The sequence below is a fragment of the Gordonia sp. IEGM753 genome (assembly GCF_050321825.1).
Classification (GTDB): domain Bacteria; phylum Pseudomonadota; class Gammaproteobacteria; order Pseudomonadales; family Pseudomonadaceae; genus Aquipseudomonas.
Genome location: NZ_JBNQGB010000001.1, coordinates 445,753 through 470,084 on the forward strand (window position 1 = coordinate 445,753; position 24,332 = coordinate 470,084).

The 24,332-nt window shown below is 57.7% G+C and carries 20 protein-coding genes; 13 read left to right on the plus strand and 7 right to left on the minus strand.

Going from position 1 to position 24,332, the window contains the following annotated elements:
* The first annotated feature begins 76 nt into the window (after positions 1 to 76).
* Positions 77 to 1,219: a 4-phosphoerythronate dehydrogenase PdxB gene (gene pdxB, locus ACQR3R_RS02010; RefSeq protein WP_428270244.1), complete on the plus strand. Its 1,143-nt coding sequence runs from the start codon at positions 77 to 79 to the stop codon at positions 1,217 to 1,219.
* Positions 1,220 to 1,373: 154 nt separating this feature from the next.
* On the opposite strand, the gene ACQR3R_RS02015 is transcribed toward pdxB, so the two are convergent.
* Positions 1,374 to 1,553: a PA1571 family protein gene (locus ACQR3R_RS02015; protein WP_428270245.1), complete on the minus strand. Its 180-nt coding sequence runs from the start codon at positions 1,551 to 1,553 to the stop codon at positions 1,374 to 1,376.
* A gap of 256 nt (positions 1,554 to 1,809) precedes the next feature.
* On the opposite strand from ACQR3R_RS02015, the gene ACQR3R_RS02020 reads away from it, so the two are divergent.
* Positions 1,810 to 3,588, plus strand: a complete 1,779-nt coding sequence (locus ACQR3R_RS02020; protein WP_428270246.1) for an ABC transporter transmembrane domain-containing protein — start codon at positions 1,810 to 1,812, stop codon at positions 3,586 to 3,588.
* A gap of 110 nt (positions 3,589 to 3,698) precedes the next feature.
* Here the strand turns inward: ACQR3R_RS02020 and ACQR3R_RS02025 are convergent, their stop codons facing one another.
* Entirely contained in the window at positions 3,699 to 5,627 is a 1,929-nt protein-coding gene (locus ACQR3R_RS02025; RefSeq protein WP_428270247.1) for a transglycosylase SLT domain-containing protein, read from the minus strand.
* Positions 5,628 to 5,840: 213 nt separating this feature from the next.
* Here ACQR3R_RS02025 and ACQR3R_RS02030 point away from each other — a divergent pair, with 213 nt between their 5' ends.
* Positions 5,841 to 7,757, plus strand: coding sequence for an ATP-binding cassette domain-containing protein (locus tag ACQR3R_RS02030; RefSeq protein WP_428270249.1), 1,917 nt, complete (start codon positions 5,841 to 5,843; stop codon positions 7,755 to 7,757).
* 186 nt (positions 7,758 to 7,943) lie between these two features.
* On the opposite strand, the gene ACQR3R_RS02035 is transcribed toward ACQR3R_RS02030, so the two are convergent.
* Positions 7,944 to 8,381: a universal stress protein gene (locus ACQR3R_RS02035; RefSeq protein ID WP_428270250.1), complete on the minus strand. Its 438-nt coding sequence runs from the start codon at positions 8,379 to 8,381 to the stop codon at positions 7,944 to 7,946.
* 104 nt (positions 8,382 to 8,485) lie between these two features.
* Here ACQR3R_RS02035 and ACQR3R_RS02040 point away from each other — a divergent pair, with 104 nt between their 5' ends.
* The 7 genes from ACQR3R_RS02040 (at position 8,486) to ACQR3R_RS02070 (ending at position 16,893) form a co-directional block, all read left to right on the plus strand.
* Positions 8,486 to 8,923 (plus strand): hypothetical protein, encoded by a 438-nt coding sequence (locus ACQR3R_RS02040; protein ID WP_428270252.1) that lies wholly within the window; start codon positions 8,486 to 8,488, stop codon positions 8,921 to 8,923.
* A gap of 535 nt (positions 8,924 to 9,458) precedes the next feature.
* The gene (gene fadB / locus ACQR3R_RS02045) at positions 9,459 to 11,606 is read left to right on the plus strand and encodes a fatty acid oxidation complex subunit alpha FadB (RefSeq protein ID WP_428270253.1); all 2,148 of its coding nucleotides are present in this window, start codon (positions 9,459 to 9,461) and stop codon (positions 11,604 to 11,606) included.
* A gap of 32 nt (positions 11,607 to 11,638) precedes the next feature.
* A complete protein-coding gene (fadA, locus tag ACQR3R_RS02050) occupies positions 11,639 to 12,814 on the plus strand; it encodes an acetyl-CoA C-acyltransferase FadA (protein WP_428270254.1) in 1,176 nt (391 codons plus the stop codon).
* A gap of 99 nt (positions 12,815 to 12,913) precedes the next feature.
* A complete protein-coding gene (locus tag ACQR3R_RS02055; protein ID WP_428270256.1) occupies positions 12,914 to 13,150 on the plus strand; it encodes a DUF1653 domain-containing protein in 237 nt (78 codons plus the stop codon).
* A gap of 114 nt (positions 13,151 to 13,264) precedes the next feature.
* A complete protein-coding gene (topA, locus tag ACQR3R_RS02060; protein ID WP_428270257.1) occupies positions 13,265 to 15,892 on the plus strand; it encodes a type I DNA topoisomerase in 2,628 nt (875 codons plus the stop codon).
* 136 nt (positions 15,893 to 16,028) lie between these two features.
* Entirely contained in the window at positions 16,029 to 16,553 is a 525-nt protein-coding gene (locus tag ACQR3R_RS02065) for a DUF6586 family protein (RefSeq protein WP_428270258.1), read from the plus strand.
* Between the two features lie 106 nt (positions 16,554 to 16,659).
* Positions 16,660 to 16,893 carry a hypothetical protein gene (locus tag ACQR3R_RS02070; protein WP_428270259.1) on the plus strand — a complete coding sequence of 78 codons (234 nt, stop codon included), beginning with the start codon at positions 16,660 to 16,662 and terminating at the stop codon, positions 16,891 to 16,893.
* 77 nt (positions 16,894 to 16,970) lie between these two features.
* Here the strand turns inward: ACQR3R_RS02070 and sulA are convergent, their stop codons facing one another.
* Together sulA and lexA are read right to left on the minus strand one after the other, a co-directional pair.
* On the minus strand, positions 16,971 to 17,444 hold the full coding sequence (gene sulA, locus ACQR3R_RS02075; protein ID WP_428270260.1) for an SOS-induced cell division inhibitor SulA: 474 nt from the start codon (positions 17,442 to 17,444) through the stop codon (positions 16,971 to 16,973).
* 10 nt (positions 17,445 to 17,454) lie between these two features.
* Positions 17,455 to 18,063 (minus strand): transcriptional repressor LexA, encoded by a 609-nt coding sequence (lexA, locus tag ACQR3R_RS02080; RefSeq protein WP_428270261.1) that lies wholly within the window; start codon positions 18,061 to 18,063, stop codon positions 17,455 to 17,457.
* Positions 18,064 to 18,292: 229 nt separating this feature from the next.
* Between lexA and ACQR3R_RS02085 the strand changes: the two genes are divergently transcribed.
* The 3 genes from ACQR3R_RS02085 to ACQR3R_RS02095 all read left to right on the plus strand — a co-directional run bounded on the left by ACQR3R_RS02085 (position 18,293) and on the right by ACQR3R_RS02095 (position 20,919).
* Positions 18,293 to 19,000, plus strand: coding sequence for a TetR family transcriptional regulator (locus ACQR3R_RS02085; protein WP_428270262.1), 708 nt, complete (start codon positions 18,293 to 18,295; stop codon positions 18,998 to 19,000).
* Positions 19,001 to 19,158: 158 nt separating this feature from the next.
* Positions 19,159 to 20,169, plus strand: a complete 1,011-nt coding sequence (nagZ, locus tag ACQR3R_RS02090; protein ID WP_428270263.1) for a beta-N-acetylhexosaminidase — start codon at positions 19,159 to 19,161, stop codon at positions 20,167 to 20,169.
* A 12-nt stretch (positions 20,170 to 20,181) separates the two neighbouring features.
* Complete coding sequence (locus tag ACQR3R_RS02095; RefSeq protein ID WP_428270264.1) at positions 20,182 to 20,919, plus strand: S-methyl-5'-thioinosine phosphorylase; 738 nt, start codon at positions 20,182 to 20,184, stop codon at positions 20,917 to 20,919.
* Positions 20,920 to 21,063: 144 nt separating this feature from the next.
* Here the strand turns inward: ACQR3R_RS02095 and ACQR3R_RS02100 are convergent, their stop codons facing one another.
* Positions 21,064 to 23,757, minus strand: coding sequence for an SNF2-related protein (locus ACQR3R_RS02100; protein ID WP_428270265.1), 2,694 nt, complete (start codon positions 23,755 to 23,757; stop codon positions 21,064 to 21,066).
* 8 nt (positions 23,758 to 23,765) lie between these two features.
* On the minus strand, positions 23,766 to 24,332 hold the full coding sequence (locus ACQR3R_RS02105; RefSeq protein WP_428270266.1) for a CsiV family protein: 567 nt from the start codon (positions 24,330 to 24,332) through the stop codon (positions 23,766 to 23,768).

The window sequence follows — 24,332 nt, forward strand, 5'->3', positions numbered from 1 at the left end:
TCGCCTGTTTGTGCATCCTCAGTGGCTCATCACCGCCAACTCCGCCTACACTGCCGATCCGCTAAAGGAGCCTGCCATGCTGATTGTTGCCGACGAAAATATCCCGCTGCTCGATGCCTTCTTCGAACGTTTCGGCGAAATCCGCCGGGTCCCGGGGCGCTCCATCGACCGCGCCACCGTCGAACAGGCGGATGTGCTGTTGGTGCGCTCGGTAACCAACGTCAATCGTTCATTGCTTGAAGGCAGCAACGTGCGTTTTGTCGGCACCTGCACCATAGGCACCGATCACCTTGACCTGGATTACTTTCAGCAAGCGGGCATCACCTGGTCAAGTGCCCCCGGTTGCAATTCGCGCGGCGTCGTCGACTATGTGCTTGGCAGTCTGCTGACGCTGGCTGAAATCGAAGGCGTCGAGCTGGCTCAGCGCACCTACGGCGTTGTCGGCGCCGGTGAAGTGGGTGGTCGTCTGGTCAAGGTTCTGCAGGGATTGGGCTGGAAGGTGTTGGTCTGTGATCCGCCACGACAAGCGGCTGAAGGTGGCGACTTCGTCAGCCTTGAGCAGATCATCGAACAATGTGATGTCATCAGTTTGCACACGCCGCTGAAAAAGCACGGCGGGCAATCGACCTGGCATTTGTTTGATAAAGACCGTTTGAATCAGCTCAAACCCGGCACTTGGCTCGTCAATGCCGCTCGCGGCCCGGTGGTGGACAACGCCGCCCTGCGCGATGTGTTGCTGCAGCGTGAAGACCTGCAAGCGGTGCTGGATGTCTGGGAAGGTGAGCCCGAAGTCGACGTGGCACTGGCCGAACTCTGCGTGTTGGCAACGCCGCACATTGCCGGTTACAGCCTTGACGGCAAACAGCGGGGCACGGCGCAGATTTATCAGGCCTATTGCGATTTCATCGGGCAACCGGCTGAGGTCAGCCTGAGTGACTTGCTGCCTGCACCGTGGCTGTCGCAAGTGACCTTGAATGCCGAGAGCGATCCCGCCTGGGCATTGGCGATGTTGTGTCGTGGGGTATACGACCCGCGCCGCGATGACGCGGACTTTCGCCGCAGCTTGGTCGGCAGTGTGAGTGAGCAACGTGCGGCGTTCGATGCGCTGCGCAAGCATTATCCGTTGCGTCGCGAGATTGATGGCTTGCAGGTGCGCATTGAAGGGGATTCGCCGGCATTGCAGCGGATCGTGGCGGCGTTGGGTGCTTTGCCAGTCTAGAGAGCCCGTGCCCATTCACGAGCAAGCCCACTCGACACGAACACACGGTGCGCTGTGGTCGTGAGCCTGCTCGCGATGGCCGCGCCCCGGTTCCCGGACAAGCACCCACAAAAAACCCGGCCATCAGGGCCGGGTCAAGAAGACGGTGGCTATATCAATCTTGTTTGGCAGGCTTGACCAATCGCTTCTCCAGTTCGCGGCAGGCGTCCTGGATCATGTCTTCAGTGATCGGTACTTCGCGCCCGTGTTCGTCAATTATCGAGCAACCCAGAGACTGGTGCGGTTGGGTGCGGATCACTTCAATCTTGTCGTCGCTGCTGTTTTGCAAGGACATGGCCTGTCTCCTCTTCAGGTTGTGTGCTTACTGTAAAACCGTCAGGTGACCGGGCTGTGACAACTCCCTGCGATCTTTCCGGAGCGGCAGTATCAGTCCACCAGAAATACCGCGTCGTTGCCACCCGGACTTTAGACCAATAGCGTCTAGGGCCTAGTCATTGCGGTCATATTTAACCTGACTCATTGTGATTTACAGAGTTCCACCCCATTGAACTGTGTACGCTCACCCATCAATTGCGCACATGGATATCCCGATGCTCTCTGCCCGTCACCGTCGCGCCATTCGCCTGTCCAGTCGTTTCCTTTCGCCTTATCGCTGGCAAGCGTTGGGTGCGCTGCTGGCATTGATCCTCACCGCGGGGATTACCTTGTCGATGGGGCAGGGCATTCGTCTACTGGTCGATCAAGGGTTCATGACCCGCTCGCCGCATTTGCTCAATCAATCGATTGGGCTGTTCATGGTGCTGGTCTTGGCGCTGGCGATTGGCACCTTTGCACGTTTTTACCTGGTGTCATGGATTGGCGAACGGGTGGTCGCGGATATTCGTCGCCAAGTGTTCAATCATTTGGTTTACCTGCATCCGGGCTTCTATGAAGATAACCGCAGCTCCGAGATTCAATCGCGCCTGACCGCCGACACCACGCTGTTGCAATCGGTGATTGGCTCTTCACTCTCGCTGTTTCTGCGCAACCTGCTGATGGTCATCGGCGGCATCGTGTTGCTGTTTATCACCAACCCCAAACTCAGCAGCATCGTGGTGGTGGCGCTGCCGCTGGTGATTGCGCCCATTCTGATTTTCGGGCGCCGGGTGCGCAGCCTTTCGCGCCTGAGTCAGGACCGGATCGCCGATATCGGCAGCTACGTTTCCGAAACACTTAGCCAGATCAAAACCGTGCAGGCCTACAACCATCAAGTCCAGGACGAACAACGTTTTTCGGTGACGGTGGAAGATGCCTTCAACACCGCCCGCAAGCGCATCGTGCAGCGGTCATGGCTGATCACGCTGGTGATCGTGTTGGTGCTGGGGGCCGTCGGCGTGATGCTGTGGGTCGGTGGCATGGACGTGATCGCCGGGCGTATTTCCGGTGGTGAGTTGGCCGCGTTTGTTTTTTATAGCCTGATCGTCGGCAGTGCGTTCGGCACCTTGAGCGAAGTGATCGGCGAGCTGCAGCGCGCCGCCGGTGCTGCCGAACGCATTGCCGAGTTGCTGCGTTCGGAAAATATCATCCAGCCACCCGTCACCGGGCTGGTGACGCTGCCCGAGCGTGTGAAGGGCGATCTGGTGCTGCAAGACGTGCGGTTTTCCTATCCCTCGCGTCCGCAAAGCTATGCCGTAAATGGTCTCAGCCTGACCGTCAATGCGGGTGAAACGCTGGCGCTGGTGGGGCCTTCCGGTGCAGGAAAATCGACCGTCTATGATCTGCTACTGCGTTTTTACGACCCTGCCGACGGGCGCATCCTGCTCGATGGTGTGCCGCTGACCCAACTCGACCCACTCGACTTGCGCCGTTGTTTCGCCCTGGTTTCGCAAAACCCGGCGCTGTTCTTCGGCAGCATCGAGGAGAACATTCGCTACGGCAATCCAGCGGCGACGTTGGCGCAGGTGAAAGAGGCGGCGAAAATTGCCTACGCGCATGATTTCATCGAACAAATGCCCAATGGCTACCAGACCCATTTGGGCGATGGCGGCCTCGGGTTGTCCGGAGGCCAGCGCCAACGCTTGGCCATCGCCCGGGCATTGCTGGTGGACGCCCCGATTTTGCTGCTCGACGAAGCCACCAGCGCCCTCGATGCTCAAAGTGAGCACTTGATTCAGCAAGCACTGCCGAGCCTGATGAAAAACCGCACCACGCTGGTCATCGCTCACCGGCTGGCCACGGTAAAAAACGCCGACCGAATTGCGGTAATGGATCAGGGGAAACTGGTTGCGGTGGGCACGCACCAAGAGCTGATTGCGAGCAATGCGTTGTACGCACGACTGGCGGCGTTGCAGTTTAGTGAAGGCAAGGTCGAGACCGGACTGCAAGGGTAGGAGCGGTGGAGTGAAGCGAGGCTGAGATCTTTTGATCTCGCTCTAACAAAAATGCCCGCATCAATTGATGCGGGCATTTTCGTTCAGGGCTAAAGCACGTTCACAAACGATTATTGATCGTCAAAATACCGTTCATGCCAATCCACCAGCGGCTGTGGGGAGTTGAGTTTTTGGCCGTAGATCACCGAGTACGACAACACGTTTTGCACATACTGACGGGTTTCGTCGAACGGAATACTTTCCACCCAGACATCGAAGCTTAGGTGATCTGCACCGCGCAGCCATTGGCGTACTCGGCCTGGCCCGGCGTTGTAGGCGGCGGAGGCGAGAACACGGTTGCCGTTGAACTGACTGTGCACCTGGCTCAGATACGCGGCGCCGAGCTGAATGTTTTTGTCCGGATCGAGCACTTGCTGCGGCGAGGCCAACGGGATGCTGAACTTGCGTGCGGTTTCCTTGGCGGTGCCAGGCATCAATTGCATCAAGCCGCTGGCGCCGACACCGGAGCGAGCGTCGTCCATGAATGCGCTTTCCTGGCGGGTAATGGCGAACACCCAGCTTGAGTGCAGGCCACGGACCTTGGCTTCACGGACCAATGTTTCGCGGTGAGCCATCGGGAAGCGAATGTCCAGATCGTCCCAATACTGGGCCTGGCTGATGGTGCGAATCGCCGGGAAATACCATTTCAGGTCATAGGCAAGTTTGGCCTGGGCGACCATTTCGTCACGATTGAAATGACGGCTGACGTGGTACCACTCGCGACGACCGTCGACGATCTGCCCGCGAGCGTGAAACTCCAGGGCGCGACGCACGCCGGGTGTGTTGCGCACTTTGTTGATCAGCGCCTGGCTCAACACCAATGGCTTGTTGATCAGCGAGTACGGCAACTGTGAACGGTCGGCAGCGAGGAATCCGTAGAAGTCCCGCTCGCGAGCCAGGCTCTTGTACAGCGTCTGCGCTTGTGGGTTCTGCGGCTGCGCCAGTTCCAGGCTGCGAGCCTGCCAGTAGCGCCAGCGATTGGTGGTCGCCAGGTCTTGCGGTAAGCGACGGGTCAACTGATAGGCATCGTCCCAACGCGCCAGGCGCAGCAGTAAGCGCAAGCGCCATTCGGACACGGTGTTGTCGCGCAGTTCCGGGTCGTATTTGGTCATTACGTCCAGTGCGCGGGGGTCGAAACGGCGTGCCAGTGTCAGGCCGATTTCCCGGGCAATCGCGACTTTTTCATCGCGTGAGAAATGCATGCTGCTGGCGTAACCATCGAGCAAGTCCATGGCCTTGTCCGGGTCTTGGCGCGCCAGGCGGCGCAGGCCGAGGCTGACCACATCAGACATTGACTCATCGGCAGGCGTGAAGCGTGAGGGCTGGTTGAGCAGTTCCGGTTTCTGCGCCACATCCACCAGCAAGCGGCCGCGCGGGGCAAGGGTGGTGAGGCCATTGACCAGGCTGTTGGCCAGCGGATAATTGCGGGCCTGGGCTGCAAGCTTGGCGCGCTCCCAGCGTTTTTGCTCGGTCAGCTGGCCCTCGGCTGCCCAGATACCAAACAAGGCATCGCATGCCGCTGGCTGGGATTTACCGGTTAGCCAGAGCTTCTCGGCATTGGCATAACCTTCTGCTTTCTGGTTGTGACCGATCTGGTACTGCGCATTCAGGCAGTCCAGTTCAGTAAAGTTCAGCTTGGGGTCGTAGTACTTGACGAAGGTCGCCCAATCTCCGCGATCGGCCAGCCAGCGCAACCAGCGCAACTTCATCCAGTTGGCTTGTGGCAGGTCGCCGTGCTCGGCGAGGAATTTTTCGATTTCTTCATTGCTGGCCGATTTAAGTCGGGCAGTCAGTTCATCGTACGCAAGGTAAGGCTCCAGCGGATAGTCGCTGAGGGCTTGGCTGTAACGGAAATAAGGGCCGGTATCGCCCTTGGCCAATGCACGCTTGGCCTCATCGTAATATTGGCGTTGGGTGGACAGATCCACCGCCTGGGCGGATTGAACAGCAGTGGCGGAAAGTAGCAAACACGATAAAAGACTGAAAAGGCGACTGCGCATGAGACATCCGGGCAGAGAAATCATGACAAGTGCGAGCAATGCCCGCACTGAATAATCTGTAGCTTAGCCTTTTGCCAGCAACGGGCGAAAGGTTTGAGGGCCCGTCGGTGCAAGATCACCACAAATGTTATGCAGAGTGCTTCGACATTGAAATTGCCGGCCTTATAAGGCCTCAAGTCAGGTAGAATGCGCGCCCGGTTTTTGGAGAAGCTCATGACCCTGCTCAAATTCAGCGATGTGTCCCTTGCTTTCGGCGCTATGCCGTTGTTGGACAAGGTGTCCTGGCAGATCGCCCGTGGTGAGCGGGTGTGCATCATCGGCCGCAACGGCACTGGCAAGTCCAGCATGATGAAGCTCGTCAAGGGCGACCAGAAGCCCGATGAGGGCTCCGTTTGGCGTGCGCCCGGTCTCAAGATTGGCGAATTGCCGCAAGAACTTCCGGTAGCCGACGAGCGGACCGTGTTCGACGTGGTAGCTGAAGGCCTGGACGGCGTCGGTGAGCTGCTTGCGCAGTATCACCACCTGAGCCAGAACATCGTGACCGACGCCGATCTGGATAAGTTGATGCACGTCCAGCACGACCTCGAAGCGCGCGATGGCTGGCGTTTGCAGCAACTGGTCGACAGCACCTTGAGCCGTCTTCAGTTGCCGGCCGACAAGACCCTTTCGCAATTGTCCGGCGGCTGGCGTCGTCGCGTCCTGCTGGCGCAAGCACTGGTGTCAGAGCCCGACTTGCTGCTGCTCGATGAGCCAACCAACCACCTCGACATCGGCGCGATTGCCTGGCTTGAAGAAGCGTTGAAGGATTTCCAGGGGGCTGTGCTGTTTATCACGCACGACCGTTCATTCCTGCAAAACCTGGCGACGCGCATTCTGGAACTGGATCGCGGCGGCCTGATCGACTGGAACGGCGACTACGCCAGTTTCCTCGTGCACAAAGAAGCCTCGTTGGCCGCAGAAGAAACCGCCAACGCGCTGTTCGATAAAAAACTGGCCCAGGAAGAAGTCTGGATTCGCCAGGGCATCAAGGCGCGTCGCACCCGTAACGAAGGCCGTGTGCGCGCCCTGAAAGCGTTGCGCGTGGAGCGTAGCGAGCGCCGTGAACGCACCGGTAAAGCCAACATTCAGCTGGACACCGCTGACAAGTCCGGCAAGCAGGTGATGGTCCTCGAGAACGTGAGTTTCGCGCATCCGGGCGGCCCGTTCCTGATCAAGGACTTCTCGATGGTCCTGACGCGCGGCGACCGCATCGGTCTGCTCGGCGCAAACGGTACCGGCAAGACCACGCTGCTGAAGCTGATGCTCAGCGGTCTGCAACCTACCAGCGGCACAGTGGAAGAGGGGACGCGCATCGACGTGGCCTACTTCGACCAGTTGCGCCATCAACTGGACTTGGAGAAGACCGTTATTGATAACGTTGCGGAAGGTCGCGACTTCATCGATATCGATGGTCAGAGCCGTCATGTGCTGAGTTATCTCGGCGACTTCCTGTTCAGCCCGCAGCGTGCCCGCACCCCGGTGAAGGCACTTTCCGGCGGCGAGCGTGCCCGTCTGTTGTTGGCAAAACTGTTCAGCAAACCAGCCAACCTGCTGGTGCTCGACGAACCGACCAACGATCTCGATGTGGAAACACTCGAACTGCTGGAAGAGGTCCTGCTGACCTTCAACGGCACCGTACTGATGGTCAGCCACGACCGGGCATTCCTCGATAACGTGGTCACCAGTACGTTGGTTTTCGAAGGTGAAGGCAAGGTTCGTGAATACGTGGGCGGCTATCAGGACTGGCTGCGTCAGGGCGGCTCGCCGCGCCTGCTGGGCGTGACCGAGAGCAAGTCCGGTAAGGCCGACCTCACTTCCGCTGTTGTGACGGCAGAAGCGGCACCGGTTGCTGCAGCCGAAGCGCCGGTGGCGAAGAAAAAGCTCAGCTACAAGCTGCAGCGTGAACTGGAAATGTTGCCAGCGCAGATCGAAGCCATGGAGCAACAGATTGCTGCCGTCGAAGCGCAAATGGCGGACGCAGGTTTTTATCAGCGTCCTGCTGCCGAGACGGCTGCTGTGATTGCTCAGTTGGAGCAGTTGCAGGCTGAACTCGATGTGATGGTCGAGCGTTGGGCTGAACTGGACGCCTGATTGATCCTGCTATGAAAAAGCCCGGCGCTCAGTGATGAGCGCCGGGCTTTTCATATGCAAAGCGATTTACTGGGCTGGCGTAGATCCAATGTGGGAGCGGGCTTGCTCGCGAAGGCTATTTAACATTCAACACATGCGCTGAATGACAAGCCGTCTTCGCGAGCAAGCCCGCTCCCACAGGGTGTGTCAGTTTTTGACCAGGCGTACCGCGAGCACGTCGCAAGGCGCGCCGTGCAGCACATCGTTGGCGGTTGAGCCCAGCAGCAATGCCAGGCCATGACGACCATGGCTGCCAACAACGATCATGTCACACCCTTGTTCCTTGGCCAGGTGATGTATTTCCTGGCGTGGTTGCCCATAAGTCAGGTGGCTGTATTCCTTGGTGAGCTCCGGGTACTTCAGGATCAAACGGTCCAGGCGCTCTTTGGCCTGATCGAATTGCTGTTGCTGCAACTGGGACAGGTCCATGGGGACGTCACCACCAAAGGCCATGGCCATTGGCTCGACGATGTGCACAAGAGACAACTTCGCGCCGTTGCTCACCGATAACTCGCGAGCGCGGTGGATAACAGGATCGCACTCTTCGGTTAGATCTACAGCGACCAGAATATGGTGGTAGGGCATGAGGTGCTCCTCCTGAGGATTGCAATGTTGATAAGTATGGCTGGTTTCAAGCGCATTGGTTGCAAAGTGACTCAAAGCGCTCGTCAAGAATCGGGGGTACAGATATGACGGTCTTGATAGTGATGTCAATCCTGTTGGTGGTCTTGAGTCCATTGGCATGGCTGCGGCCGTCCCGCCATCAGAGTGGTCGCATGGCATTACGCATGGAGGCACGACGCATTGGTTTGGCCATGCAACTGGCGCCTCAGGAATGGCCACACTGGCTGAGTCAGGAGCCGCCAAGCCCTTGTGCGCAATACCATCGACCGCGGCGTGGCAATCGTCCTGCATGCTGGGCCTATTGGCAAAAAGCGCCGGGAGTGTGGGTCAATCAGTGGCAGGAAGTGTGTGAAGATCAAGCATTACTGAATCATTTCGAAAAATTGCCGGCGAATGTCTACAAAGTCGAAGCCGACAAGCAAATGATTGCCCTCTACTGGGGCGAAAAGGGTGAAGCGACCGTTCTGCAAGCCATTGATGATGTACTCAAGGCGCTCGCATAAAAAAGTGGATCTCGTGCTGCAATGGCGCGAGACCTATTTCCAGCGCCCATAAAAAAGCCCGACAAACTCATCGGGCTGGGTTGGCCAGGCAGGCCGGTAATTCCATTGGGAGCTGATCTTACGCTGAGCTCACTGCAATGCGTAAATTTTTCCTCCAGGTCCCGCCAGCGTAGCGGGTTGCCCACGGGTTGCCACGTATTAGGGCGACTTTTCTAACTATTGATCCTATGAATGACTTCACATGCAGATGCGTGTTGAACATCCTTGCTGCGCGGAAATGACCGCAAAGTCGTCTTTCGGCCCGTATTTTGGGCGATTGACAATTGTAAGAAATTCCGTGAAGGTGACGTACCCAAATCAAACGGGCGTATGAATTGAGCGTTTGCATTGAGCATCGCTCCTACAGAATCCCGACTATCGCGTTGGCGGGTGTGACGGGTGGATTGGCGTTAGCATCGACGAAAAAGCGTCCTGCCAAGCCATTCGCCTGCGTCCGACGTGTACTGTTCAGCTTCCATATCGTGGAGATCAGTTGATGATTTACGAAGGTAAAGCCATCACGGTTAAGGCTCTTGAAAGTGGCATCGTCGAATTGAAATTCGACCTCAAGGGTGAGTCCGTCAACAAGTTCAACCGTCTAACCCTGAACGAATTGCGTCAGGCCGTAGACACCATCAAGGCAGATGCTTCGATCAAGGGTGTGATCGTCAGCAGCGGCAAGGACGTATTCATCGTCGGCGCCGACATCACCGAATTTGTCGAAAACTTCAAGTTGCCTGATGCGGAGCTTGTCGCTGGCAACCTGGAAGCCAACAAGATTTTCAGCGATTTCGAAGACCTCAACGTTCCGACGGTTGCCGCGATCAACGGCATCGCTCTGGGTGGCGGTCTGGAAATGTGCCTGGCAGCGGATTACCGCGTCATGTCCACCAAGGCCAAGATCGGCCTGCCAGAAGTCAAACTGGGCATCTACCCGGGCTTCGGCGGTACTGTGCGCCTGCCGCGTCTGATCGGTGCCGACAATGCCATCGAGTGGATTGCTGCGGGTAAAGAAAACCGTCCTGAAGACGCGCTGAAAGTCGGCGCAGTGGACGCAGTCGTTGCGCCGGAAAAACTGCAGGAAGCAGCACTTGAGCTGATCAAACGCGCCATTTCCGGTGAGTTCGACTACAAGGCCAAGCGTCAGCCGAAGCTGGAAAAGCTGAAGCTGAACGCGATCGAACAAATGATGGCGTTCGAAACCGCCAAAGGTTTCGTGGCAGGCCAGGCGGGCCCGAACTACCCGGCGCCGGTTGAAGCGATCAAGACCATTCAGAAAGCGGCGAACTTCGGTCGCGACAAAGCGCTGGAAGTCGAAGCTGCAGGTTTCGTCAAACTGGCCAAGACCTCCGCCGCGCAGAGCTTGATCGGTTTGTTCCTGAACGACCAGGAGCTGAAGAAAAAGGCCAAGGCCTACGACGAAATCGCCAAAGACGTGAAGCAGGCCGCGGTATTGGGCGCCGGCATCATGGGTGGCGGTATCGCTTATCAGTCGGCCTCCAAAGGCACGCCGATCCTGATGAAAGACATCAACGAGCACGGCATCGAGCAGGGTCTGGCTGAAGCCGCCAAGCTGTTGGTGAGCCGCGTTGACAAGGGTCGCATGACTGCTGCGAAAATGGCTGAGGTGCTCAACGGCATCCGTCCAACCCTGTCCTACGGTGATTTTGGTCACGTGGACCTGGTGGTCGAAGCGGTTGTCGAGAACCCGAAGGTCAAGCAAGCAGTGCTGGCTGAGGTCGAAGGTCACGTCAAAGAAGACACCATTGTTGCGTCCAACACCTCGACCATTTCCATTACCTTGCTGGCGAAAGCCCTCAAGCGCCCGGAAAACTTCGTCGGCATGCACTTCTTCAACCCTGTGCACATGATGCCGCTGGTTGAAGTAATTCGCGGCGAGAAGTCCAGCGAGTTGGCAGTTGCCACCACCGTTGCCTACGCCAAGAAAATGGGCAAGAACCCGATCGTCGTCAACGACTGCCCGGGCTTCCTGGTCAACCGTGTCCTGTTCCCGTACTTCGGCGGTTTCGCCAAACTGGTCAGCGCCGGTGTGGACTTCGTCCGTATCGATAAAGTCATGGAAAAATTCGGCTGGCCAATGGGCCCGGCGTATCTGATGGACGTGGTCGGCATCGACACCGGTCACCATGGCCGGGACGTAATGGCTGAAGGTTTCCCGGACCGCATGAAGGATGACCGCCGTTCGGCCATCGACGTGCTGTACGAAGCCAAGCGCCTGGGCCAGAAAAATGGCAAAGGTTTCTACGCTTACGAAACCGACAAGAAAGGCAAGCAGAAGAAGGTGGCCGATCCGTCGGTGCTGGAAGTGCTCAAGCCAATCGTTTACGAGCAGCGCGAAGTCACTGACGAAGACATCATCAACTGGATGATGATCCCGTTGTGTCTGGAAACCGTGCGTTGCCTTGAAGATGGCATCGTCGAAACTGCTGCCGAAGCCGACATGGGTCTGGTCTACGGTATTGGTTTCCCTCCATTCCGTGGTGGTGCGCTGCGCTACATCGATTCGATCGGTGTTGCAGAGTTCGTTGCCCTGGCTGACCAGTACGCTGATTTGGGCGCGCTGTACCACCCGACCGAAAAACTGCGTGAAATGGCCAAAACCGGCCAACGTTTCTTCGGTTAAGCGTCCCAACACTTGAGCGAGAGTGAAATTTTATGAGCTTGAATCCAAGAGACGTCGTGATTGTCGACTTCGGTCGTACTCCGATGGGCCGCTCCAAGGGCGGCATGCACCGCAACACCCGCGCAGAAGACATGTCGGCGCACCTGATCAGCAAATTGCTGGAACGCAACGTCAAGGTCGATCCGAACGAAGTGGAAGACGTGATCTGGGGCTGCGTAAACCAGACCCTGGAGCAGGGCTGGAACATCGCCCGCATGGCCTCCCTGATGACGCAGATCCCGCACACTGCTGCCGGCCAGACCGTCAGCCGTTTGTGCGGCTCCTCGATGAGCGCGCTGCACACGGCCGCGCAAGCGATCATGACCGGCAACGGTGAAGTGTTCGTGGTCGGCGGCGTCGAGCACATGGGCCACGTGAGCATGATGCACGGTGTCGATCCTAACCCGCACATGTCCCTGTACGCGGCGAAAGCCTCGGGCATGATGGGCCTGACCGCTGAAATGCTGGGCAAAATGCACGGCATCACTCGCGAACAGCAGGACGCTTTCGGCGTGCGCTCCCACCAACTCGCCCACAAGGCGACTGTGGAAGGCAAGTTCAAAGATGAAATCATCCCGATGCAGGGTTACGACGAGAACGGTTTCCTGAAACTGTTCGACTACGATGAAACCATTCGTCCGGAAACCACCCTGGAAAGCCTCGCGGCTCTCAAGCCTGCTTTCAATCCAAAGGGCGGCACCGTGACAGCCGGTACTTCGTCGCAGATCACTGATGGTGCTTCGTGCATGATCGTGATGTCGGCGCAACGTGCACAAGACCTGGGCATCCAGCCTATGGCGGTGATTCGTTCGATGGCAGTGGCAGGTGTGGATCCGGCAATCATGGGCTATGGTCCAGTACCGGCCACACAAAAAGCACTGAAGCGCGCGGGTCTTGGCATTAACGATATCGACTTCTTTGAGCTCAACGAAGCTTTCGCCGCACAGGCCTTGCCAGTGCTGAAAGATCTGAAAGTGCTCGACAAGATGAACGAGAAGGTTAACCTGCACGGCGGCGCCATCGCCCTCGGTCACCCATTTGGTTGCTCAGGCGCGAGAATTTCAGGCACTTTGCTGAACGTGATGAAGCAAAATGGCGGCACCTTTGGGGTAGCCACCATGTGCATTGGTCTCGGCCAAGGCATCTCCACCGTCTTCGAACGCGTTTAAGCGTCTCGTTGATGGAAGCCGGGGCCAAGTGCCCCGGTTTTTGTTTTTCAGAATTTATTTTTTATTTTTATTTGAAATGATTTGAGTGAGGGCCAAAGCATGCCGATATCACCTGGGCTCTACCAACATTATAAAGGTCCGCAGTACCGCGTATTCAATGTTGCGCGTCACTCGGAAACCGAAGAGGAAGTAGTGTTCTACCAAGCCCTGTATGGCGATTACGGCTTTTGGGTGCGTCCCTTGAGCATGTTCCTGGAGTCGGTCGAGGTTGACGGCGAACAGGTGCCACGCTTTGCTTTGGTGCAAGCTGAACCGAGCCTTTTTTCGAAGCCATAAGCTGAGTGCGCGCAAAACCCTGCGCTTGACCTCACCTTGTAGCCACTATATATAGCGGTGCCGCGTCAGGCGCCAACCGCCTTTCACTTCTAGAATTCAGGAATTTTCTGATCCATGGGCAAATCGCTGGTCATTGTGGAATCCCCGGCTAAGGCCAAGACCATCAACAAGTATCTGGGTAACCAATACGTGGTGAAGTCGAGTATCGGCCATATCCGAGACCTGCCCACCAGCGGTTCGGCTAGCGCCAGCAAAGAGCCTGCCGCCAAGCGCGGCAAGGCCGCCGCGGGTGAAGGTCCGGTGCTCACGCCGAAAGAAAAGGCGCGCAAGCAGCTGGTTTCGCGCATGGGTGTCGATCCCGAACATGGCTGGAAAGCCCAGTACGAGATCCTCCCCGGCAAGGAAAAAGTCATCGAAGAGCTGCGCCGGCTCGCCAAAGATGCTGACACCATCTATCTCGCAACCGACTTGGATCGCGAGGGGGAAGCCATTGCCTGGCACCTGCGCGAAGCCATCGGTGGTGACGACAGCCGCTACAAGCGCGTGGTGTTCAACGAAATCACCAAGAAGGCGATTCAGGAAGCCTTCTCCAAACCCGGCGAGCTGGACATTGATCGTGTAAACGCCCAGCAGGCGCGTCGTTTCCTCGACCGCGTGGTGGGTTACATGGTTTCGCCGCTGCTGTGGGCCAAAATCGCCCGTGGCTTGTCCGCCGGTCGCGTGCAATCGGTTGCCGTGAAACTGGTGGTCGAGCGTGAACGCGAAATTCGTGCGTTCAACCCGGAAGAATACTGGGAAGTGCACGCCGACCTCGGTACCGCGAAGGGCGCTACCGTGCGCTTTGACGTAGCTCGCGAGAAAGGTGAAGCGTTCAAACCGCTGAACGAAGCTCAGGCGATGGCCGCGCTGGAGAAGCTCAAGGCTTCCAGCTACAGCATCGTCAAGCGCGAAGACAAACCGACCAGCAGCAAACCTTCTGCGCCCTTCATCACGTCCACCCTGCAGCAGGCCGCGAGTAACCGCCTGGGCTTCGGTGTGAAGAAAACCATGATGATGGCCCAGCGTTTGTACGAAGCCGGCTACATCACTTATATGCGTACCGACTCCACCAACCTCTCGGCCGATGCCGTGACGATGGCGCGTACTTATATTGAAAGCGAGTTCGGCAAGAAGTACCTGCCGGAAACACCGAATGTCTACAGCAGCAAGGAAGGCGCACAAGAGGCTCACGAAGCGATTCGTCCGTCTGACGCCAACACCGAGCCAAGCAAGCTGTCGGGCATGGAGCGTGATGCAGAGCGGCTCTACGAGCTGATCTGGCGCCAGTTCCTGGCTTGCCAGATGCTGCCAGCGCAATACTTGTCGACCACGGTTACCGTGGGTGCCGGTGATTTCGAGCTGCGCGCCAAGGGCCGTATCCTGAAGTTCGACGGTTACACCCGCGTCATGCCGCAAATTGCCAAGCCTGGCGATGACGATGTTCTGCCGGACATGGCTCAGGGCGACGCGATGAAGCTGATCAAGCTTGATCCGACCCAACACTTCACCAAGCCACCGGCGCGTTACTCTGAAGCCAGCCTGGTTAAAGAGATGGAAAAACGCGGCATCGGTCGTCCTTCGACTTATGCGGCAATCATCTCCACCATCCAGGATCGCGGCTACGTTGCGCTGCACAACCGTCGTTTCTATTCGGAAAAGATGGGCGACATCGTCACTGAGCGTCTATCCGAGAGCTTCTCCAATCTCATGGACTACGGCTTCACGGCCGGGATGGAAGAGAACCTCGATGACGTGGCTCAAGGCGAGCGCGACTGGAAAAACGTGCTGGACGAGTTCTACGGCGACTTCAAGAAAAAACTGGAAGTTGCTGAAAGCCCGGAAAACGGCATGCGTGCCAACCAACCGGTCATGACCGATATTCCGTGCCTGACCTGTGGCCGTCCGATGCAGATCCGTACCGCATCGACCGGTGTGTTCCTGGGTTGCTCAGGCTACAGCCTGCCGCCAAAAGAGCGCTGCAAAGCCACGGTCAACCTGGTGCCGGGTGATGAAATCGCTGCGGACGATGAGGGTGAGTCGGAATCGCTGGTGCTGCGCGGCAAACATCGTTGCCCAATTTGCAGTACCGCGATGGATGCTTACCTGCTCGACGAGAAGCGCAAGCTGCACATCTGCGGTAACAACCCGGATTGCGCGGGCTACGAAATCGAAGAGGGCACTTACCGCATCAAAGGCTACGAAGGTCCAAGCCTTGAGTGCGACAAGTGCGGCAGCGAGATGCAATTGAAAACTGGCCGTTTTGGCAAGTTTTTCGGCTGCACCAACCCGACCTGCAAGAACACCCGCAAACTGCTGAAGAGCGGTGACGCGGCGCCACCGAAGATGGACCCGGTGAAGATGCCGGAGCTTAAGTGCGAAAAGGTCAACGACACCTACATCTTGCGCGACGGCGCGTCTGGCCTGTTCCTGGCGGCCAGCCAGTTCCCTAAAAACCGCGAGACGCGTGCTCCGCTGGTCATGGAAATTGTGCCGCACAAAGACGAGATCGATCCGAAGTACCATTTCCTCTGCGATGCGCCGAAGAAAGACCCGGATGGTCTGCCTGCCGTGATCCGTTATAGCCGCAAGACCAAAGAGCAGTACGTGCAGACTGAAATCGACGGCAAGCCGACGGGATGGAAGGCGTTCTACGACGGCGGTAAATGGAAGGTTGAAGACAAGCGTCCAGCCGCCAAGGCTTAAAAGCGCTGCACAAAAGGCCGCATGAAAACCCACGGGTTGTCATGCGGCCTTTGTTTTGGGCTTGCGGTCAGATCGGATGATCCACGACACTGTCGGGTCTGTGTTAAGCCAATATTTCGTTGTGGAGAATGCCGTCATGGCCCACGAACTTTATACCCGTACCAATCAGAAGATATATTTCGCCGGGCTGGCGCTGGAAGCGTTGGTCAAAGCGGAAGAGGGGCGGGCGATGAACTCACTGGCGCTGATTCAGGCTGGACGAGAATCGGCGTTGTTTCATCTTTACGGCGCCTTGCTGGGGCTGTGCCATGAAATTGCAGGTTTCTATCGCTTGCCACAGGCCAATGCACCTCGCGCCGAGATGTTGCTGACACGTGAAGTGCTGGAAGCGATCGCTATTCCAGAAATGGCCGAGATGGTTGAGCTGGCGCAAAACCGCGAAACCTGGCTGGCCAAATTGTTGGCGGCCCATGCTGCACTGTTTCAACCGCCGCGCGCGCCGCACAAACCCAAAGGCGACGTGACTCAGCCGCTCATCCTGGCCGTTAACCTGGATGAAGAGCACGCACCTGAAGAGTTGAGCCGGGCGGAACTGGAGAGCTGGCGTCAGAACCTGAAAGGCCTGGCGCTTCGGTTTCGCGAAGGCTTGAGCGAGTGCTGATCGGCCGGTAGCCAGTAGCGCGATTAATAGCGCTACTGGTCAAGTTACTGAGCGAAGCCCGGCCGATGCCTATATAATCCCCGCCTTTCGTGGAGAACAGACCTTTATGCCAACGTCCTTTCTAGAAATTGTCGAGTTACCAGACGGCCGTATCGAGCTGCGCAGGGCCGAGGACGAAGGTTCTCTGGTTACTTTGGATTTCTCCGAGGATGCCAAAGCGTTCCTGCAAGGCCAGCACGTTGAGGTCGCCAAGGCGATGTTGAGCGTTGGTGTTCAGATGGCGGGACGATTGGTTGAAGGCGAATTAACGACTGATGATAGTTCACGGGTTTTGCATTAATCCCGCTCGTCGCTTTCTGCTGACACTGCTACAAGATCGGCTTCTCTATCATTAGAGAAGCCCAGCGCAATCATCGTTTAACCCAATCGAATATTCAGGCTTTGTGCGTCCCCGATACGGGCGGCGCTGATCAACTGTTGCCGCGAGGTTGCGCTCAGGGGATTAAGCCAGCTAACGACGGTGTGGCTGCGGCCCAGGCGCAAGGCCTCGCAGGTCAGTTGTTGTGCGCTCTGTGCGCCACGCGGTTGTAGCAACAGAATGCGTTCACGGTTCAGGCCGGCATCGCGCAGCCAGGTTTGGGTCAGGCTGGCAGGTGGAGCAATCAGTGTGAGCCAGCGCGCATCCTGGTCCTGGCTCAGCTCCCTGAGAATCGGCGCCAACAGGTTCAGACAATTCCCGGCCGCACCACGCAGTGACAATTCGCTGAAGACTTCCGGTTCGGCGCTCCAGGGCGACTCGACCACATCGTTCAGGATCGGCGCCAAGGGTTGCACCATGAACGCCTCGAACAACGGCAGTTGTGCTTGCTGTGATGTGTGTGGGAACTGCATAAAGCCTCCTTTAGCGGCGAATGACGCCAACACTCAAGCCTTCAATCACCAGTTCCTGATCTTTCAGGTTCACTTCGATAGGGGCGAATTCAGGGTTTTCGGCAATCAACCAGACTTTGCTGCCGTCGCGCTGGAAGCGCTTGACGGTCACCTCGTCGCCGATTCGTGCCACCACGATCTGGCCATTGCGGGCCTCGCGAGTGGTATGGACTGCCAGCAGGTCACCGTCGAAAATGCCGACGTCCTTCATGCTCATTCCATGAACGCGCAACAGGTAATCGGCGCGTGGATGGAAGAAGGCCGGGTTGATGTTGCATGACTCTTCGATGTGCTGCTGGGCCAGGATGGGCGCACCGGCAGCCACTCGACCAATGATCGGTAACGTTGAGTCGTCCGCTTTGGCTTCAAAGCCCGGGATGCGAATACCGCGGGATGCACCGGGAGTCATTTCAATCGCACCCTTGCGGGCCAGGGCCTTGAGGTGCTCTTCCGCCGCGTTGGGCGATTTGAAACCCAGTTCCTGAGCGATTTCCGCGCGGGTCGGTGGGTAGCCGTTGTCTTCTAGGCAGCGTTTGATGAAGGCCAGAATCTCTGCTTGGCGTGGCGTCAGCTTTAGCATATTGATCGCTCTGTCTTTTTATACAGTGACTGGGATTATATACAGTGGAACGCTCTTGGCAATGCCCCTTTTTTTTCGTACCGCTGGACGGTCAATCACACCGCTTTTTGCCGCGTTATGGTTGTATGCTTAAATAGCTGACCGGGCATTCCAAAAACGAACTGCCAGGCTTGACAATACATAAACTGAAACGTATGTTTCAAACAAGTGTTTGTCAGGCGGAGTTGCCATGGCCCAGTCGGAAACCGTTGAACGCATCCTTGATGCTGCCGAGCAGTTGTTCGCGGAAAAAGGTTTCGCTGAAACCTCGTTGCGTCTGATCACCAGCAAGGCCGGGGTCAATCTGGCGGCGGTGAACTATCACTTCGGATCGAAAAAGGCGCTGATTCAAGCGGTCTTCTCGCGTTTTCTTGGACCTTTCTGCTTGAGCCTTGATAAAGAGCTCGAGCGGCGGCAGGCCAAGCCCGACAACAAACCGACACTCGAAGAACTGCTCGAAATTCTTGTCGAACAAGCCTTGGTGGTGCAGCCACGCAGCGGCAACGACCTGTCCATTTTCATGCGTTTGCTCGGGTTGGCGTTCAGTCAAAGCCAAGGCCACTTGCGTCGTTATCTGGAAGACATGTACGGCAAGGTGTTCCGCCGCTATATGTTGCTGGTCAACGAAGCTGCCCCGCGTATTCCGCCGATAGAATTGTTCTGGCGCGTGCACTTCATGCTGGGCGCGGCGGCATTCAGCATGTCCGGTATCAAGGCGTTGCGTGCGATTGCCGAAACCGATTTCGGCGTCAACACCTCGATCGAGCAGGTGATGCGTTTGATGGTGCCGTTCCTGGCCGCTGGCATGCGTGCCGAAACCGGTGTTACCGATGCAGACATGGTCAACGCGCAACTGCGTCCGCGCAGTAAATCAACGTCGGTTGCCGCCAAGGTTTGACCGCACACGGGTGGGCGCGGCAGCTTACATCCGCTAAGCTAGCCGCCCATGCCGACTCTCGTTCTGAACCCGTTTCCCATTTATATTGCCGACCCGCCGGGCATCGCCCTTGGCGGTGAATTCGTGCGAGTCGGGTTTATCGTAATCAAGGAATCTCTATGACTGCTGGCCTGCAAGGCTCGTTGATGGTGGACGTCGCCGGTACTTGGCTGACGGCTGAAGATCGCCAGTTGCTGCGCCAACCTGAAGTGGGCGGCCTGATCATATTTGCCCGCAACATTGAACACCCGCGTCAGGTACGTGAACTCAGCGCTGCGATTCGCGCGGTTCGCCCCGATCTGTTGCTGGCTGTGGATCAGGAAGGAGGCCGGGTGCAGCGATTGCGTCAGGGTTTCGTTCGGCTACCGGCCATGCGCGCCATCGCCGATAACCCGAACGCCGAATATCTCGCCGAGCAATGTGGCTGGATCATGGCGACCGAAGTGCTGGCCGTCGGCCTCGATTTGAGTTTCGCTCCGGTGCTGGATCTGGACTACCAACGTAGCGCGGTCGTCGGTACGCGCGCCTTTGAAGGTGACCCGGAGCGTGCCGCGCTGCTCGCCGGTGCATTCATTCGCGGAATGAACGCTGCCGGCATGGCCGCCACTGGCAAGCACTTCCCAGGCCACGGCTGGGCGGAGGCAGACTCCCATGTTGCGATTCCCAATGACGAGCGCAGCCTTGATGAAATCCGCGCCAATGATCTGGTCCCGTTTGCCAGATTGAGCAAGCAATTGGCCGCTGTGATGCCGGCGCACGTTATTTACCCACAGGTCGATTCGCAACCCGCCGGATTCTCGCGTCGCTGGTTACAGGACATCCTGCGCGGTGAACTGCAGTTCGACGGGGTGATCTTCAGTGATGACCTGTCCATGGCTGGCGCACACGTGGTTGGCGATGCCGCCAGCCGTATCGAAGCTGCGCTGACGGCCGGTTGCGACATGGGCCTGGTGTGCAATGACCGCGCGGCTGCCGAGTTGGCATTGAGTGCTGCTCAGCGACTGAAGGTCACGCCGTCCGAGCGTATTGCGCGGATGCGTGGCAAGGCGTACGCCAGTATCGAATACCGCCAGGATCCGCGCTGGTTGACGGCCATTGGCGCGCTCAAAGATGCTCAACTGATTGAATAAGGACTGCACGTTATGACGGTTTACGCGATTATCGGTGGCACTGGCCTGACCCAGCTCGAAGGCTTGAGCATTCGGCAGTCTCTGGCGGTGGATACTCCTTACGGCGCACCTTCGTGCGAGGTGCAGGTTGGTGAGTACGCTGGCAAGGAAGTCTTGTTTCTCGCGCGCCATGGTCATCCGCATCGTTTCCCGCCGCATCAGGTCAACTATCGCGCCAACCTCTGGGCGCTGAAGCAGGCCGGTGCTGAAGCAATTATTGCGGTTAACGCCGTGGGTGGGATTCATGCTGCGATGGGAACCGGCCACTTCTGTGTGCCGCATCAACTGATCGACTACACCAGCGGTCGCCAGCACACCTATTTTGCCGATGACCTGGAGCAGGTTACGCACATCGATTTCAGCTTTCCCTACAGTGAGCCTTTGCGGCAGCAATTAATTGCAGCGCTGGCGGCTGAAGGCGTTGCCTATAGCGACCAAGGCGTTTACGCCTGCACGCAGGGGCCACGGCTGGAGACTGTCGCAGAGATTGCACGCCTTGAGCGAGACGGTTGCGACATCGTCGGCATGACCGGCATGCCCGAAGCCGCATTGGCACGTGAGCTGGAGCTGGACTACGCCTGTCTGTCACTGGTGGTGAACCCGGCGGCGGGCAAGTCGACGGCGATCATCACCATGGCCGAAATCGAGCAGGCACTGCATGACGGGATGGGCAAGGTGAAGTCGACGTTGGCGCGGGTGCTTAAGGGCTGAGTCAGGCAGTACTCCGAGTCGACCCTTTCGCGAGCAAGCCCGCTCCCGCATTTGGCCTGTCTCATACGCAAGTTGCGTCATCACAGAAGATCGTATGTGGGACCGGGCTTGCTCGCAAGGGCGGTCTGTCCGGCACCGAGGATTTCAGCGTTTTTCCAGCTTGTCCGGTAACGGTGAAAACAGCGCCTCGATATCATCGCTCTGCAACTTCCAGTCTCCGGTCTTGCGTCCATCAAGCACACCGGCCGCCAGGTCGGACTTCTCTTTCTGCAGATGCTGAATCTTCTCTTCAACCGTGCCCCGAGCAATCAACTTGTAGACGAATACCGGTTTTTCCTGGCCAATTCGATAGGCGCGGTCGGTCGCCTGGTTTTCAGTCGCCGGGTTCCACCACGGGTCGTAGTGGATCACCGTATCCGCTTCGGTCAGGTTCAGGCCGACACCGCCCGCTTTCAAACTGATCAGAAATATCTGTCGCTTGCCGCTCTGGAAGTCTTTCACTGGTGCGCGCCGATCACGGGTTTGGCCAGTCAGTAGAGCGTACTCGATGCCACGTTTTTTCAACTCTTCTTCGATCAGCGCCAGCATTGAGGTGAACTGCGAGAACAGCAGAATCCGTCGTCCTTCCTCAAACAACTCTTCAAGCATTTCCATCAGGCTGTCGAGTTTGCCTGAGGTGCTGCCGCGAGTCGGCAGGGTGGCGTCATTGACCAGGCGCAAATCGCAGCACACCTGACGCAGCTTTAGTAACGCTTCGAGAATGATGATCTGGCTGCGCGCCACGCCCTTGCGGGTGATCTCGTCGCGGACTTTCTTGTCCATCGCCAGGCGCATGGTTTCATACACATCGCGTTGCGCTTCGTTGAGTTCCACCCAGTGGATGATCTCGGTTTTGGGCGGTAACTCTGTCGCCACCTGCTCTTTGGTTCGGCGTAGCAGGAATGGTTTAATCCGACCGTTCAAGTGCTGAAGCCGGACGTCGCTGGCGCGCTTTTCTATCGGCACGCGGTAATCGCGGTTAAAGCTTTTAACGTCACCCAGCCAGCCAGGCAGCAGGAAATGAAACAGTGACCACAGCTCACCCAAGTGGTTTTCCAGTGGTGTACCGCTCAGGCACAGACGCTGCCGGGCGTTCAGTTCACGGGCAGCTTGGGCGGCTTTGCTGTTCGGGTTCTTGATGTATTGCGCTTCATCCAGCACCAAAACGTGCAACGGCTGCGCGGCCAGGCGTTCGACATCCTTGGGTAGCAGCGCATAAGTGGTGAGGATCAAATCGTAATCGGCCAGATGCTCGAAATGCTTTTTACGGCTGGCACCGTACAAGGCCAGCACTTTGAGTTGCGGCGTGAAGTGCGCCGCTTCATCGAGCCAGTTCGGGATCAGGCTGGTGGGCATCACCACCATAGAAGGGCGATCAAGACGCCCGGCGATTTTCTCGCTAAGAATATGCGCCAGGGTTTGTAGGGTTTTGCCCAGTCCCATGTCATCCGCGAGAATTCCGCCGACCTCCAACTGCCGCAGTGACTGCATCCAGCTCAAGCCTTCCAGCTGATAAGGACGCAACGTCGCATTCAAGCCTTCCGGTGCCGTCGCGGTAAAGTCCTTGATGTCACGCAGGCGCTGGGCAAAGGTGCGGATCTGCTCGCCGCCCTCCCAAAGCATCGGCATGCCTTCCAGTGGATTCAGGCGTGTAGCATCAGCCTTGCTCAGGCGTAGCGTGGTTTCACCAGGTCCTTGCAGATAAAACTCACCCAGCGTTGCGAGCACCGGCTTCAAGCGGCCGAAGGGCAGGGCGACTTGCAACGGACCGTATTCGGAATTCGGACGATTGGGAATGTTTACCAGAATCAACTCGTCATCGCGACGGCGGGCGAGGCGTTCCGGGTTGAGGATTTCCGTGTGCGAGCGCATCAGGTTCAACAGAATGGGCAGCAGGCTCAGCCGCTCGCCGTTGACGATGATCCCCAGCTCCAGGTCGAACCAATCCCGTTCCGGGACTTGCTCGACGGTGGCGTACCAGTCGTCCACGGCGGTCAGGTCGAAACCGAATTCCTCATCAATCTGCAACTCCCAACCCTGAGCGCGCAGCTTCGGCAGTTCATTGAGGGTGAAGGTCAGCCAGGCGCTGTCGTTGACCATCTCGAACAGCTCACCGGCACTTTCCGGCAATGCCTTGCTTTGTCGGGTCGCGATTTTGAATCCAAGGATGCGCAATTGCTCCCGGTAAGCCTGTTCCACTTCCGGGTGGCGTTTTATGCGCAGTGTCTGGGCTTCCTGACGGATCATCACGTCGGCATTTTTTTGCCCGCTGACGTATTCGTCCAGGTAGCTGAAGGACAGCGCCGCGCGATGCTGAATGTAGCGCTGCATTTTGCCGTTGCGGGGTTCGAAGGCGCTGAACTCAATGCTCGCCAGCCATAGCCGCGGCACGGGTTGCACGTTATCTACCAGCACTTGTGGTGGCGCTTTCGGGCTGCGATTTTCGAGTACGGCCTGAAGTTTTTCGAGCAATTCGGCATCTTGTGCGGCAGCGGGATATGCCAGGGTTTCCTGCACTTTCAGCAGCACGGCGGCGCAGTGTTTGCAGTTGCTGTGGACCGGGCACGTGCAACTGGCATCGACCATCAGCAATGTGGCTTTTGCAGACTCACGCAAGCGGATGGTCTGACGATAAACGTTACCGCCAGAACCTTCGCAGGCGGCGACGATGGTGGCGTCGCCGGCCTCGACAATCCTGACGCGGTTTTCCAGCGCGTAGCGACGGCCGCGCTCCAGGCTCTGTTCTTTAAAACGGCTGACCCAGGAAGGTGCCAGGGGTTTGCTCAGGGTCGGGGACATAGGACTTATCAGTCCGGAATTTCTTCAGGGGCGGGTCGAGGTGCGGGAGCAGTCAGTGACGTGATCTTGATCAAGAGGCCGAGATGGCCGTTGTCGAGGAAGTTCAACTGGCCGTTCTTGGTGTGGCTTTCCTGCTTCAGGCGTTCGCTGGCGGTCACCAGACCATTACTGTCGATCTGGTTGACCCAGAAATCGGCGTCGACGTCGGTAAAACGCCCCAGTTTCAGGTTCAAAGTGCCCTCGATAGGGAATTGTCCATACTGTTCAGCACCGTCGCTGATCGCTATTTTGCTGGGCTCTTCATCAAGGCTTTGTTGCCAGGCCTTGTGTAGCAACACCGTGTAATCGGCGCTGGCGGTGAGTTTTTCCACTTCGCCATTCAGGCTCGGCGTACGCAAGCTGTCGGGGCTGATGCGCTGCGCGCCGGCGGCCCAGTCTTCCGGCGCGGCGCGGCTGACAATGGCGGGCACGGCGTTTTGGCGGACCAGAATCATTTCAACTTGATAAAGGTCAGCGGCGAACGCCGTGGGAGCAACCAGGGTCATCAACAAGGTCAGTGAGCGAAACAGGCGCAT

Coding starts and splice junctions, on each gene's coding strand:
- ACQR3R_RS02065 (WP_428270258.1), top strand. CDS start 16,029: ATGGCCCACGAACTTTATACCCGTACCAATCAGAAGATATATTTCGCC.
- ACQR3R_RS02030 (WP_428270249.1), top strand. CDS start 5,841: ATGACCCTGCTCAAATTCAGCGATGTGTCCCTTGCTTTCGGCGCTATG.
- ACQR3R_RS02040 (WP_428270252.1), top strand. CDS start 8,486: ATGACGGTCTTGATAGTGATGTCAATCCTGTTGGTGGTCTTGAGTCCA.
- ACQR3R_RS02025 (WP_428270247.1), bottom strand. CDS start 5,627: ATGCGCAGTCGCCTTTTCAGTCTTTTATCGTGTTTGCTACTTTCCGCC.
- pdxB (WP_428270244.1), top strand. CDS start 77: ATGCTGATTGTTGCCGACGAAAATATCCCGCTGCTCGATGCCTTCTTC.
- ACQR3R_RS02020 (WP_428270246.1), top strand. CDS start 1,810: ATGCTCTCTGCCCGTCACCGTCGCGCCATTCGCCTGTCCAGTCGTTTC.
- ACQR3R_RS02015 (WP_428270245.1), bottom strand. CDS start 1,553: ATGTCCTTGCAAAACAGCAGCGACGACAAGATTGAAGTGATCCGCACC.
- ACQR3R_RS02095 (WP_428270264.1), top strand. CDS start 20,182: ATGACGGTTTACGCGATTATCGGTGGCACTGGCCTGACCCAGCTCGAA.
- ACQR3R_RS02085 (WP_428270262.1), top strand. CDS start 18,293: ATGGCCCAGTCGGAAACCGTTGAACGCATCCTTGATGCTGCCGAGCAG.
- ACQR3R_RS02100 (WP_428270265.1), bottom strand. CDS start 23,757: ATGTCCCCGACCCTGAGCAAACCCCTGGCACCTTCCTGGGTCAGCCGT.
- sulA (WP_428270260.1), bottom strand. CDS start 17,444: ATGCAGTTCCCACACACATCACAGCAAGCACAACTGCCGTTGTTCGAG.
- fadA (WP_428270254.1), top strand. CDS start 11,639: ATGAGCTTGAATCCAAGAGACGTCGTGATTGTCGACTTCGGTCGTACT.
- ACQR3R_RS02035 (WP_428270250.1), bottom strand. CDS start 8,381: ATGCCCTACCACCATATTCTGGTCGCTGTAGATCTAACCGAAGAGTGC.
- ACQR3R_RS02070 (WP_428270259.1), top strand. CDS start 16,660: ATGCCAACGTCCTTTCTAGAAATTGTCGAGTTACCAGACGGCCGTATC.
- topA (WP_428270257.1), top strand. CDS start 13,265: ATGGGCAAATCGCTGGTCATTGTGGAATCCCCGGCTAAGGCCAAGACC.
- lexA (WP_428270261.1), bottom strand. CDS start 18,063: ATGCTAAAGCTGACGCCACGCCAAGCAGAGATTCTGGCCTTCATCAAA.
- fadB (WP_428270253.1), top strand. CDS start 9,459: ATGATTTACGAAGGTAAAGCCATCACGGTTAAGGCTCTTGAAAGTGGC.
- nagZ (WP_428270263.1), top strand. CDS start 19,159: ATGACTGCTGGCCTGCAAGGCTCGTTGATGGTGGACGTCGCCGGTACT.
- ACQR3R_RS02105 (WP_428270266.1), bottom strand. CDS start 24,332: ATGCGCCTGTTTCGCTCACTGACCTTGTTGATGACCCTGGTTGCTCCC.
- ACQR3R_RS02055 (WP_428270256.1), top strand. CDS start 12,914: ATGCCGATATCACCTGGGCTCTACCAACATTATAAAGGTCCGCAGTAC.